General features: G+C 44.3%; 11 protein-coding genes. 3 read left to right on the top strand and 8 right to left on the bottom strand.

What is annotated here, in order from left to right; all coding sequences use genetic code 11:
* Positions 1 to 147: 147 nt before the first annotated feature.
* Entirely contained in the window at positions 148 to 705 is a 558-nt protein-coding gene (locus tag B3V51_RS06995) for a protein disulfide oxidoreductase (protein WP_223334890.1), read from the bottom strand.
* Positions 706 to 812: 107 nt separating this feature from the next.
* The gene (locus tag B3V51_RS06990) at positions 813 to 2,450 is read right to left on the bottom strand and encodes a carbon-nitrogen hydrolase family protein (RefSeq protein WP_286708159.1); all 1,638 of its coding nucleotides are present in this window, start codon (positions 2,448 to 2,450) and stop codon (positions 813 to 815) included.
* 534 nt (positions 2,451 to 2,984) lie between these two features.
* Between B3V51_RS06990 and B3V51_RS06985 the strand changes: the two genes are divergently transcribed.
* Positions 2,985 to 3,614 (top strand): BLUF domain-containing protein, encoded by a 630-nt coding sequence (locus tag B3V51_RS06985; protein WP_277077312.1) that lies wholly within the window; start codon positions 2,985 to 2,987, stop codon positions 3,612 to 3,614.
* A 97-nt stretch (positions 3,615 to 3,711) separates the two neighbouring features.
* On the opposite strand, the gene B3V51_RS06980 is transcribed toward B3V51_RS06985, so the two are convergent.
* Positions 3,712 to 5,154, bottom strand: coding sequence for an FAD-binding oxidoreductase (locus B3V51_RS06980; protein ID WP_277077168.1), 1,443 nt, complete (start codon positions 5,152 to 5,154; stop codon positions 3,712 to 3,714).
* A gap of 335 nt (positions 5,155 to 5,489) precedes the next feature.
* Here B3V51_RS06980 and serA point away from each other — a divergent pair, with 335 nt between their 5' ends.
* A complete protein-coding gene (gene serA, locus B3V51_RS06975) occupies positions 5,490 to 6,716 on the top strand; it encodes a phosphoglycerate dehydrogenase (protein WP_093067868.1) in 1,227 nt (408 codons plus the stop codon).
* Positions 6,717 to 6,805: 89 nt separating this feature from the next.
* Here the strand turns inward: serA and B3V51_RS06970 are convergent, their stop codons facing one another.
* The 4 genes from B3V51_RS06970 to metX form a co-directional block, all read right to left on the bottom strand.
* On the bottom strand, positions 6,806 to 7,879 hold the full coding sequence (locus tag B3V51_RS06970; RefSeq protein WP_093067872.1) for a rhodanese-related sulfurtransferase: 1,074 nt from the start codon (positions 7,877 to 7,879) through the stop codon (positions 6,806 to 6,808).
* A 263-nt stretch (positions 7,880 to 8,142) separates the two neighbouring features.
* A complete protein-coding gene (locus B3V51_RS06965) occupies positions 8,143 to 8,724 on the bottom strand; it encodes a tetratricopeptide repeat protein (protein WP_058025769.1) in 582 nt (193 codons plus the stop codon).
* A gap of 400 nt (positions 8,725 to 9,124) precedes the next feature.
* Positions 9,125 to 9,742 (bottom strand): methionine biosynthesis protein MetW, encoded by a 618-nt coding sequence (gene metW, locus B3V51_RS06960; RefSeq protein WP_286708158.1) that lies wholly within the window; start codon positions 9,740 to 9,742, stop codon positions 9,125 to 9,127.
* Entirely contained in the window at positions 9,739 to 11,091 is a 1,353-nt protein-coding gene (gene metX, locus B3V51_RS06955) for a homoserine O-acetyltransferase MetX (protein ID WP_286708166.1), read from the bottom strand. The genes metW and metX overlap by 4 nt, the downstream gene beginning before the upstream one ends.
* A gap of 443 nt (positions 11,092 to 11,534) precedes the next feature.
* On the opposite strand from metX, the gene hemH reads away from it, so the two are divergent.
* Positions 11,535 to 12,554, top strand: a complete 1,020-nt coding sequence (hemH, locus tag B3V51_RS06950; protein ID WP_212563880.1) for a ferrochelatase — start codon at positions 11,535 to 11,537, stop codon at positions 12,552 to 12,554.
* Positions 12,555 to 12,669: 115 nt separating this feature from the next.
* Here hemH and B3V51_RS06945 read toward each other — a convergent pair whose 3' ends face one another.
* Positions 12,670 to 13,020, bottom strand: a complete 351-nt coding sequence (locus tag B3V51_RS06945) for a hypothetical protein (RefSeq protein WP_212563879.1) — start codon at positions 13,018 to 13,020, stop codon at positions 12,670 to 12,672.
* Positions 13,021 to 13,281 lie beyond the last annotated feature (261 nt).

Below are 13,281 nucleotides of genomic sequence, written 5' to 3'. Positions count from 1 at the left end.
AAAAAGAGTAGGGTAAAAAGAGCTGAGCAATTTCATCCTCATTTTGACCAATATCAACTGTTTATCTACGTTGCATGTCGTTGATGAGAGTATAACGATGACCTCTTCGCAAGATAATTTATTAAAAAATAAAGTCAGGTTCAGCCGCTAAAAAACCGATGCTAACCATAAGCGCAGTTTTAACGACCATAGTGGCTGAATACCTGTTAGCCCTTGTGTCATCTTGCCATTCTCTAATACCACATAGGATGGTGTGACTTGTCCTTGCCAATCCGCAAAGATATCACCTTCTTGGTCGTTTATGGTGGTAAAGCCAAACTGATGCTGATCGAGGTAGCTGCGTAGCGCTTGATTTGAGCCTGACTGCACAGCGATAGTGATGACAGCATGATCGTTTGTCGCTGCTAGCCTATTTATCGTTGGCGATGTGACGCTACAGACCGAGCACCATGTCCCCCAAAAATATATCAGTGTTGGCTGCTGGCGACTCAGCTCGGCCAAATCCACCGGTTGCCCTTGATAGTCCATTAATTGCAATTGCGGATCGGCTGGCATGACAGGCTGTCGCCACCAGTTGACCACACTATAAATCGCCAAAAATATCACCCCATAGAGCAGTGCTGTCTTAAGCACAGACAGGATGCGCTGTTTGGGTGTTTTTTTCGGTTTTTCGAGGGTTTTGTCGATGCCAATATCAGTCGTCATAGGGGCTGCTTTTATACTTTTATGTGTTGATAGATAAAAATAAACGGCTGATGATGCAGCCGTTTATTGGATTAAAAAGTCAGTAGGGAGTTATAGCAGATACGTTATTATGGCTTTTGCGCACGATTCTGCAATGGATCACCAGTAAGCACACTGCCTGAGTTTTCGCGGCGTTCTTCGTCACTTAATTTGCTTGCAGGAACTTTGGATTTACGTTTCCATTTTAAACTGAATAAGTCATCACGGCGGTCAATCAGGTTGTGCACTGAGCCTTCGTGACGAACGTGAGTCAGCTTATCTAAGTTGACATCAGAGAAGAAAATCATCTCGGTATTGGGCGTGGTCTCTGCCATGATGGCATCATGCGGGAATGCAAAATCTGACGGTGAAAAAATAGACGACTGCGCGTACTGAATATCCAAGCTCTCAACCTGCGGTAAGTTGCCCACCGAACCACAAATCATCACATAGCATTCGTTTTCAATCGCGCGGGCTTGAGCACAATGGCGTACACGCAAATAGCCGTTTTTGGTATCTGTCCAGAAAGGCACGAACAAAATATCCATATCATCAAGTGCTAACAGGCGTGCAAGTTCAGGAAACTCAACGTCATAACAGACCAAAATACCAATACGCCCCGCATCGGTGTCAAAGACCTGTACTTTATCGCCACCTTCAATGACCCACGCGCTACGCTCATGCGGGGTGATATGAATTTTGCGTTGCTCTTCAACCGTACCATCACGGCGGCACAGATAGCTGACATTGTACAAGGTATCGTCTTCGTCTAATAAAGGCATAGAGCCTGTAATGACATTGACGTTGTAACTGACGGCCAAATGCGAAATTTCATTTTTAAACCACTCGGTATAATCGGCCAAAAAGCGAATGGCGATGTTTTGGTCAGTAGACTCGCACAAGCCCATCAGCGGCGCGTTAAAAAACTCAGGTAGACAAGCAAAGTCAGAGTTATAATCGGCCATCACATCGACAAAGAACTCCACTTGCTGGAGCAGTTCTTCTGGCGACTCGACCTCACGCATCTGCCACTGAATACCACCGATACGCACCTCAGATTTACGCGTATTGGGCTTATAGTCTTTTGGCTCATAATAGATATTTGACCACTCAAGCAAGGTGGCAAACCCTTTAGATTGTTTGTCATCTGGTAGGTAAGCGGTCAAGATACGCTTGACGATAAACCCGTTTGACAACTGAAAAGACAATGCAGGGTCGTGAATTTCGCGGCTCTCAACAGCGTCAATATATTCGCCTGGGCTTAAGTCTTGATGGTTATGGTAGTTAGGAATGCGGCCACCCGCCAAAATCGCGCGGAAGTTGAGCTGACGACACAGCTCTTTGCGTGCGTCATAGAGACGGCGACCGAGACGATAGCCACGATATTCAGGGTCGATCAATGCGTCTAGACCATAGATGGCATCGCCTTCAGGATTGTCTCTAATGATTTCTTTTTGCCCGATCAAATCATCATAGGTATGCGGGTTAGAAAATTTGGCATAATCAACACGCATGGACAGTACAATACCAATTAATTGATCATGGTCAAACAGCGCAATCTGCCCTTCAGGAAAGGCGTCTATGAGCGTATGAATGGTGTTTTTTGACCACGCGCCGCCTAGGTTGACGTAGACACGATCCATCAAGGCTTTTAACTGGGGGTAGTCTTTTTTCTTGATCTCAGCGATCGTGAGATGAAAGTCATCTGTTTTTTCGATTTTACTCATGATATTCCTATATTAAATCTCTACTAAATTTGAGTATGCGTAATGCAATGATCCTAAGCACTCGATTTTGTCAATTTTTATGAAAAAAAACCAATAAGAATATTCCAGTAGTCAGATATAGCCTTTACAATAATTATTACCCTATTTACAATGGGTTATAGCAATATTTTATGCCATGTTACTCAGTGTATTTGAGGTTTATTATGACTGATATAGAGGAATAAACCTTAGTAATCATTGCCTGCCGTATCACTTGGTTTTTTATTGGATTGTTAATAACGAAATACAGGGTTGTCCAATGCCTTTACAACGGCGACTGTTTTGCTATTTATTATCTAAATATAAAATCTAAGTAATATCTATCAGTATCATTCATTTTGCTTGCTATGATAGCAAGCTATATAAGTAATAATAGTCTCACGTAGTAATTATTTGCTACGTTTTTGTGAGTCTGCAGCTTTATCTACTTCAGGCATAGTATCGTCTTGCTTGTTTCATTTGGCCGGCGTTATCGGCTTTTAGGATTATTTTATTATGCCCTTAACTCGTAGTAATAGAATCAAGCAATGGGATGCAATACAAGAGTCAGCACTGGTTCAATTGGTCTATGTCAGTACGTTGACCATTGCGTCACGCCTAAACACCTCTATATTTGAGGATATAGAGGCCCATGCTCGCGATTATAATGAGCAGCATGGTATTACTGGTACATTATGTTATGGCAATGGTCAGTTTTTGCAGTGCATCGAAGGCGAAAAAAGACATGTCTTTGCGCTACAAGAACGTATCTTTGCTGATAGTCGTCACAAAAATATCGAAGTGCTTTTACTACAAGAGATTGATCATCGCAGCTTCTCAGACTGGCGCATGCGTCTGCTGTTTTTGGAGCGCTGGCTATGGTCGCCTGCCACCAAAGAACAAGCAGCGCAGTTGTCACTATTTCTACCGTTTGCGCCGCACGGTTGGTCACCTGATCGTACTGAGCAATTTTTGCAAATTATCAAAAATTTCGATACCCAGCCACATATCAAGGCAGCGGGCATTACTTACAATGCGCTAGGCAATATGTTCCGCCATATGGCGGCACCGCATCAAGCCTTTTTGATTGTCCAAGGGTTTCTTAGTATCTTGCTGGTAGTGGGGTTGATGTTGCTATACTGGTAAACCATGTACCTTTACAAACGATGATCTGATGAATAAAAAAAGACGCTAGCCTATGGGTTAGCGTCTTTTTTTTTGAGATAAATCATTAGCCTACCAATCACATATCAAAAATCTTACCACGATTCATAATATTATTAGGGTCAAAAACTTTCTTGACCTCTCGCAAATAATTAATCTCCGTCTCACTGCGGCTGTATTGCAGATACGGCTTCTTCGTCATACCCACCCCATGCTCAGCCGAGACCGACCCACCATATTTTTGTACCGTCTCAAACACGTATTTATTGACAATTTGACACTCACTAAAAAAATCATCCTTACTCATGTTCTCAGGCTTTAGAATATTGAGATGCAAGTTGCCATCGCCGATATGACCAAACCAGCACACCTCAAAGTCAGGATAATTGCTACTGACAATCGCATCAATCTCAGCGATAAACTCCGGTACATAGCTGATGAGTACCGACACATCGTTCTTATAAGGGGTAAACACCGAGATCGTCTCTGAGATGTACTCGCGCAGCTTCCACAGCTCAGCCGCCTGACTAAGGCTTTGGCTCATCACCCCATCAACCACCCAGCCCTCTTCCATGCACTGCTCAAAGATGGCCATGGCTTTTTCCATGATGGGCTCATAAGGCGCTTCAAACTCTAATAAGGTATAAAACTTGGTACGTGATTCAAACGGCTCTTGTACTTGACCATGTGCCATGAGCTTATCAACCGCTACATCATCAAAGAATTCAAAGGCAGTCAAATCAATCTGGGCTTGAAAGGCAGAGAGCACATTCATGACGTCACTAAAGTTGTCCATACCCAGAACCATGACATTGAGGTCTTGTGGCTGACGCTCAAGTTTGATTTGCGCGTGAGTGACAAGACCTAAGGTTCCCTCAGCACCGATAAACAGTTGACGCAAGTCGTAACCCGTGGCGTTTTTGACCATACCGCGGTTGAGGTGCAAGATATCCCCTTTACCCGTAACGACCGTTAGTCCCATGATCCATTGACGGGTCATGCCGTAGCGGATGACTTTGATGCCGCCAGCATTGGTACCGATGTTACCACCCATTTGACTAGAGCCTGCTGAGGCAAAGTCGACAGGATAGTAGAGATCTTTTGATTCGGCGAACTGTTGTAGCTGTTCGGTGACAACGCCTGCTTCAATCCCGACCATGCGGTCCGCTGGATAGAACTGTCCAATCTGGTTCATTTTATCCATGCTGACAACGATCTCGCCATTGGCAGCAACCGCGCCTGCTGAGAGTCCGGTACGACCACCACTAGGGGTGAGGACGACGTTGTGTTCATTAGCCAGTAGGACAATGGCTTGGACTTGTTCGGTGGTCTTTGGGAAGACGATGGCGGCGGCGGCGGCGGCGAAGTGTTTGGTCCAGTCTTTGCCCCAGTGCTCTAAGCTCTCAGCGTCGGTTTTGATTTGGCTGAGGTCAAATTGATGAGTGTCAGTCAGCGTGCTTAGGATCGTTTGCACAGCGTTGGTATGGGTTTGGGAGGTGAACTGTTCGGTAGTTAGCGTCATGGTCAAATCTCAATATTAGCGTAAGCACGATGTTGGGACTGTTTATTATATAGCGAAATGACTATAAATTCAGTGAGGAGTCGGCTCGTGATGGCAATAAGTGGGTGATAGTTTCTAAATAAAAAATGAGACAAATAATAAAAAGTGGTTTGTTTGATTTCAAATCGAATGATTCACTATAGCATAAAAATTTTTCAGGCTTGATAATCAATAATTCATCTAATCTGCTAACATCGGCGTCAAATTTTGTGTAAGATATCTGGACTGTTTTCGTTTCATCCATCACAGATTATCCGACAGATAATCTTATAAAACAAATATAGGACAGTTCTCATATGGCGCTATCACTACAAAAAGACAAAATCCGGTTTTTATTGCTTGAAGGTCTACATGACAATGCCCTAAAAGTATTGGAGGATGCTGGTTATCACAACATCGAGAATATCAGTCACGCGTTAGACAAAGAAGAGCTGATCGAAAAGATCAAAGATGCTCACTTTATCGGTATTCGTTCGCGTACTCAATTGACGCGCGATGTACTTGAGCATGCAAACAAACTTATCGGCATTGGGTGCTTTTGTATTGGTACCAACCAAGTCGATCTAGATGCCGCTCGTGACTTAGGTATTCCTGTCTTTAACGCGCCATTCTCGAACACCCGTTCGGTAGCTGAGCTGGTATTGGCTGAAGCGATTATGCTGTATCGCGGTATCCCTGAAAAGAACGCAACTGTACATCGCGGCGGCTGGGGTAAGTCTGCGACTAACTCACATGAAGTGCGCGGCAAGACTATCGGTATCGTCGGTTATGGTTCTATTGGATCGCAGTTGTCTGTGCTCGCAGAAAGCTTTGGTATGAAAGTCATCTATCATGATGCTGTGACCAAATTGCCACTAGGTAATGCGGTACAAGTTGGTAGCTTAGAAGAGTTACTATCAATGGCTGATATCGTGACGTTGCATGTGCCTGATGTGCCAAGCACGCGCTATATGATGAAAGCTGAGCAGTTCGCTCAGATGAAAGAAGGCAGCTACTTTATTAATGCGGCTCGCGGTACGTGTGTCGAGATTGATGATCTGGCGGATGCGCTTGAGTCTGGTAAAATCTTGGGCGCGGCTATCGATGTGTTCCCAAAAGAGCCAAAATCAGCTGACGAAGAGTTTGAGTCACCACTACGTAAGTTTGATAATGTGATTTTGACGCCGCATATCGGTGGGTCAACGCAAGAAGCGCAAGCTAATATCGGCCTTGAAGTCGCTGATAAGTTTGTTAGATACTCTGACCAAGGTGATACGGCGACGGCGGTGAATTTCCCAGAAGTTTCTATTCCGTTCAAAGAAAACTCGCATCGTCTGCTACACATTCACAAAAACGTCCCAGGCGTACTGTCTCAGATCAACCGTCTGTTTGCAGAAGCAGGGATTAACATTCTAGCACAGAGCCTGATGACAGAAGGCGATGTCGGTTATCTAGTCATGGACGTTGACTACAACGATTCGACTGCTGCACTCGATCAACTAAAAGATGTAGAAGAGACTATCCGCGTACGTATCTTGTTTTAATTGGTATGAATAGCTGATATAAAAAAGAGAGGCTCTATTGATTAGAGCCTCTCTTTTTTTACTTCTGTTTTATTGTACTAATGCTAGGTTTAATTGGCTTTAGCGTTGTTTGCCGCTTCTGCTTGCAGACGCGCTTCCGCTTTGGCAGCTTTGCGCTTCTCTATCACATCCATCACGTCACTACCGATATGGGCTTCACCGCGTTTTTTGGCCAGTTGCATTTGATGCTCGCGCTCGCGGAATCTAGCTTTTTGCTCATCTGTGGCTTTGTCGATACAATGCGGGCATGACTCGCCTTTAATATAGGCTGGGCTCTGCATGTCATCGCTAGTGATGGGCATACGGCAGGCAAAACACTGCTCATAATTACCTTTTTCTAAGTTGTGATTGACCGATACACGGTTGTCAAAGACAAAGCAATCACCTTGCCACATAGAATCACTGGCTGGGATTTCTTCTAAGTACTTTAGGATACCACCTTCTAAATGGTAGACCTCTTCAAACCCTTGTTCGCGTAGATACGCAGTTGACTTCTCGCAGCGGATACCACCTGTACAAAACATAGCGACTTTTTTATGCTTGGCTGGATCGAGCTCTTTTGATACGTATTCTGGAAACTCGCGGAAGGTCTCAGTGTTTGGATTGACGGCATTTTGGAACGTACCGATTTGCACTTCATAATCGTTACGTGTATCGATGAGAGTCACTTCAGGGTCTGAGATCAGTGCATTCCATTCGCTAGGCTTTACATAGCGACCGACCGATTGTAGTGGGTCGATGTTTTCTACGCCCATGGTGACGATTTCTTTTTTTAGCTTTACCTTAGTGCGATAAAACGGCTGCGCATCGGTATAAGACTCTTTAAAGGTAAACGTACCAATGGCTTCGATATTGCGCAGATAGTCAAGGATGGTATCGATACCCTGACGCGTACCAGAAATCGTACCGTTAATGCCTTCGCTTGCCAGCAATAAAGTGCCTTTGACATCGTTATCTAGCATGGTATTCAAAATTGGCTCGCGATACTGCTCAAAGTCAGTAAAGCGTGTGAATTTATAAAGTGCGGCAACAACGATATTGTTAGTGACGCTGTCGTAGGTGGGGGCTGATTGATTGTCAGTTATCACGGTTTCTTTGATATTACTATCTTGAGTGGTGCTCATGTGTTTCTCCTGCTGGCTAGGTCGCAAACCTAGTGCGTTGGGTTTGAAGTATCTTTTTAGTTTAAAGCATTAACAAAATTGTGGGATTGATGAATGCGCGCGTAGTGTAGCAAATTTTGGCAGGGTTTTGAATAGTTTAGGTCGCTCAGCTTGATAGGAGCTGAAATAATAAATGTTTTGATTATAAGATAAAAACAAAAAATCCAGCTCAAAGGCTGGATTTCTTATTATCAACTTAATCTTTTTTGAGGTTCGTTTAGAGTTTACTTACTCTGGAACCAGCGATCCGCTTGGTTACGTGCATTGGCGATGTCTGAGCTTGATAAGTTCAATGCCAACTGTCCAATCTTGCCGCGCGCTTTGTTACGGACTTTTTCGTCGAGCATGCCATCACGGGCAGCCAAGTCATACCATTTATAGGCATCTACCAGATTTTTTTGTTTTTCATCTAACAATGCAAGTGTATAGCTGGCACGGTTGTCGCCACGCATCGCGGCTTTCTCTAGCCAAAGACGCGCTTGCTGCAAGTTAGGTTGTACACCTTCACCGCGTAAATACATAATAGCAAGGTTTAACTGAGCAGGAGCAACGCCTTGCTGAGCGGCTTTGGTGTACCACTGGATAGCTTGCTGGGTGTTTTGAGCGATACCTTCGCCTTTTTGCAAGCGCTTGGCTAGATAAAACTGAGCATGATCGTTACCTTGGGCAGCACGACTAGACAGCTCGCTCACAGGCATCAGCTCAAAGCGTGAAGTATCAAGCGGTACGTTTGATATTAACTCAGCATTGGCCAAACCAGCACAAGAAAATAAGGCAGTAAACAATGCGGCTTTTAATAATTTCATAGCAGCTCCAAAATTAGGCAGTTAATACGCAAGAAAATTGTACCGCTAAATATCGTCTCGCTAAAGACAGTTAGACGGCGATAACAATTAGGTGACATCTTGCGATATGAGTTACCTAATCATTAGCAATAGAGTTTTTAATTTTGTATCATCGATTTAACCCAACTAATTAGACAAACGGTCATAATAGTGGGATAACTGACAACATTTTGCTAGCTTAACACCCAAACTTACGAAACTCAAATACTAATTACAAGATTTAATAGCTGCTTGTACCTGATTGTCCTCAGTAAAATCATAGAGTTACTATAAGACAATCATTAGTTAACAATTTGCTAAGATAAAAGGTTCAGCAATAACAGTTATTTTATCCTTTTGAGCAAAAATTAAATATCTGACATTACTTCGTTTTTTTCTTTGTCACTCGATAGATAGCGACATCTGCGAGTAGATTGGGTGCCTGTCTAATTAATGCCGTCATCAGTGGGGAATGACCTTTATCAGAGTCGCTTACCGCAAAGCGATTAACGATATGAATATCATGCTGCGCACACAGTTGCTCAAAGTCTTTAAAGGTACATAGATGAATATTGGGGGTGTTGTACCATTCATAAGGCAGTGCCTCAGACACCGGCATCAGACCCTTTAGTCCCAAATGAAGACGGTTTTGCCAATGGGCAAAGTTAGGGAATGTGATGATCGCCTCTCGGGCGACGCGTAGCATATCAAGCAGCAGCACATCAGGGGATTTTACCGCTTGTAGCGCGCGTGCCATGACCACGGTATCAAAGCTGTTATCGGCAAAGCGTGCCAAGCCATCGTTTAGGTCTTGCTCAACAATCGATAAGCCGTTGCCAATGGCTTCGTTGATTTTGTCTTCATCAATTTCAAGCCCGTATCCAGTGACGCCTAACTTCTGCTGTAAGTGCGCGAGCAGCTCGCCATTACCGCAGCCCAAATCAAGTACATGTGCTTGCGGTGCGATCCAGCGCTCTGCCAGTTGGTGATCCATTCTCATGAGCGCTCTCCTGTGGCTGGGCGGCTAGGGGTAATAAATGGCGCTGTCAAAAATCCTCTAACAGCACCCATGTAGCGAGGAATATCAAATAAAAAAGAGTCATGGCCATGCGGCGCATCAATATTAATATAGCTAACAGGTTTGCCAGTAGCCATTAGCGCATCGACAATTTCTTGCGAGCGTTCTGGGGCAAAGCGCCAATCGGTGGTGAATGACACAATCAAGTACTGGCATTGCGTATGGGCGAATGCCGCTTTGAGCGCAGAAAGCTCTTGCTGTCGATCAGACTCAATGTCTTCAATCGTCGCTACCGCATCTTCTAACTCGTTCTGCGCATTGGCTTTGCTAGACTCGACTGACGCCGCGATAGAATTTTCTAATGGGACGGCCGACTCTGTATTGTCTTTTGCTACCGCTGATGAGTAGTCACGTGTCGGGTCGAAATAATCTAATGCCTTGGTCATAAGTAGATAGGTATTGGCATCAAAGTTTTCACTAAAGCGCTCACCTTGATAGCGCAGATAGCTCTCAACCTGAAACTCGACATCGTAGCCATACATGAACTTGCCCGATTTTAAATCACGACCAAACTTGGCTTTCATCGCGTCATCAGTCAAATAAGTGATATGACCAACCATCCGTGCCAATATCAGGCCGCGACGAGGGTAGGTACCAGCTTGTATGTAGCGTCCATCCTTAAAATCAGGATCGGACAATATCGATTGGCGTGCGACTTCGTTAAAAGCAATATTTTGCGCAGATAGCTTCGGTGTACTCGCAATCACCACACAGCGTTTTAGCCTGTCTGGATAATCGACAGACCATTGCAGCGCTTGCATACCGCCCATCGAGCCGCCAACGATAGCATGCCATACGTCAATGCCCAGACGATCTGAGAGCATGGCTTGGGTTTTTACCCAGTCTTTAATCGTGATGAGCGGAAAGTCAGGGCCATAGACTTGTGGCTCATTGCTGTTATTTGCAGTGCTATCGCTTGAATCGATACTGTCATCCGAACTAATGCTATCGGGATTAATAGTTGTTGGCCCTGTTGAGCCAAAACAGCTACCGATATTGTTGACGCACACCACATAAAAGCGATTTGTATCGATGGCTTTGTTCGGACCAATCATATTGTCCCACCAGCCCGCTTTTTTGTCATCAACGCTATGAAACCCTGCCGCGTGATGGTTGCCCGATAATGCGTGACAAATCAAAATCGCATTTGATTTATCGCTATTGAGCGTACCGTAAGTCTCTACCATCAAGTCAAACGAGGGCAGAGTACGGTTACATTCCAAGGTCAACGGCTCGGCAAAATGGAATTTTTGTGGCGTAACCACACCCACAGATCCAGCAGCAGTATTGGCTGAGCTGTTTACGTGAGTTTGAGAATTAGGGGACTGGTCACTGGTATTATCAGAGCGTGCGTTCAAAGCTACCTCGCAAGACAACAATCATCAATAAAATAAAAGTAAAATGGCAAAATTTTAATGGGCTACTTTACTTACACCATTTTTATAAACTGGGCTTGCCTATTGTAGGGTGATGCGCGTAGGAGTACAACCGCCGAGCAGGTCTTTTAAACGCCGTTTTATCGCGTTAAATAATAAAGGGTAAATGATAGAAGGCTGGCGACTGCGTAGCAAATTGTACAAGTGCGCTTTTGCCATGCGTGATTCATGGATAAAATGCTACACTAATGCGGTGTTTGCACAAAGGTGTATGAGCAATCTGGTACCTTTATGATGACACGACTTCTAATAACTTACTGCTGATAAATAGTGCTGCTATGAAACCTGAATTGCCTCCACGTATTGCTGTCCTGTTAGTCAACCTTGGTACGCCAGATGAGCCGACGGCACCTGCCGTAAGACGTTATCTCAAACAGTTTTTGTCAGATCCGCGAGTGATCGAGATTCCCAAGTTTTTGTGGGCCATCATCTTAAATCTGTTTGTCCTACCAAGCCGTCCTAAGCGTGTCGCAAAGGCTTACGCGAGCATTTGGGAAGGGGATTCACCGATTCGTAAGATATTAAAAAGCCAAGTGGAGCTATTAGAGCCGCGTCTGGCCAATAGCGTAGCGCCATTTCGCGTCTCTGTGCATCCTGCGATGAGCTATGGTAATCCTGGATTGCCTGATGTGATGGATGCACTGCGCGCAGAAGGCGTGGATCACTTTGTCATTCTGCCTTTGTTCCCGCAATACTCAGCCTCTTCAGGCGGTGCGGTATATGATGCGCTGACGAAGTGGACACTTAAGCAGCGTAACTTGCCAAACTATACCATTGTCAAAGACTACTTTGCCCATCCGCTATACATTCAGGCGCTAGCCAATTCTATCCGCCGTTTCCAAGAGAAACATGGCAAGCCTGAGAAGTTAATGTTTAGCTTTCACGGTATTCCGCAGCCTTATGCAGATAAAGGCGACCCGTATCCTAAGCGTTGCAAATGTACCGCTGCACAAGTGGCACATGCACTTGGTTTAAAAGACGATGAATGGATTATTAGTTTTCAGTCACGCTTTGGTAAGCAAGAGTGGGTAAAGCCGTATACTGATGTGGTATTAGAAGATTGGGGCAAATCTGGTGTGCGCTCAGTACAAGTGATTAGCCCTGCATTCTCAGCGGATTGTCTTGAGACGCTAGAGGAGTTGGCCATTGAAAACCGCGATAATTTTTTGGAGGCAGGTGGGCAAGAGTATCACTATATTCCTGCGCTAAACCTCGATGAGACACACATTGAATTGCTCGAATCGTTGAGCTTGCCTCTTGTAAAAGGCTGGGCTGGCACACTTGATGGATGGGTTTAATCGGCTGAAAATATCTATTACTGTTAGTTAAATGATAAGTCATAAAAAAGCACGCTTAACGATATTAAACGTGCTTTTTCGCTCTAAAGGGCTATATTAGCCGCGGTGCTAATTTCTAAAAATCATCGTCATTGCTGCGTTCTGCGGCATCTCTATCAGCAATATCCATTGTATCTGGATAATCATTATCATCAAGATTGTCTTGAACCAAAATCTCATCGACACGTGATTCATCAAGGTTTTGACGATGCATAGGTGTTAATCCTTGCGTAGCAGCACTACCGACTTCTGAATTATCAAACCCTGCACTATTATCAATCACATCATCATTGTCGATAGTGTGCAGCATCGGATTGTCTAAATCGACCAACTGATTGTTTTGGTTATTGGTGCTGTCATTATTGTCGCGGCGATTGCCATCGATATGATCCATCTCTTCTGGTAGTGGATTCTTTGTGTTTTCCATCAGTCATTCCTTGTTGTAATTATTAGCAGTAAAGTCATTGTAAGGGCTTATAAAAGCGCTGCTTATAGCGACATTGATAATCTGTCCATAAGTTTGTACGGTTATTGGGATTTTCACTAGTAGTAAGGTGTGACAGGATGTTCAAAAAATGTAAGGCGATTGCCAAAATGCAAAACGGCTACTCATATTGAGCAGCCGTGAGTTTTTATAAAATTGCTTAAAAGATCTTTGTTGCTATGTCATTAGGGCGTGTTGAACATT

Source organism: Psychrobacter sp. UBA2514 (genome assembly GCF_002341255.1).
Lineage (GTDB): Bacteria > Pseudomonadota > Gammaproteobacteria > Pseudomonadales > Moraxellaceae > Psychrobacter > Psychrobacter pacificensis.
This window is presented reverse-complemented; position numbering and strand designations above follow the sequence as displayed.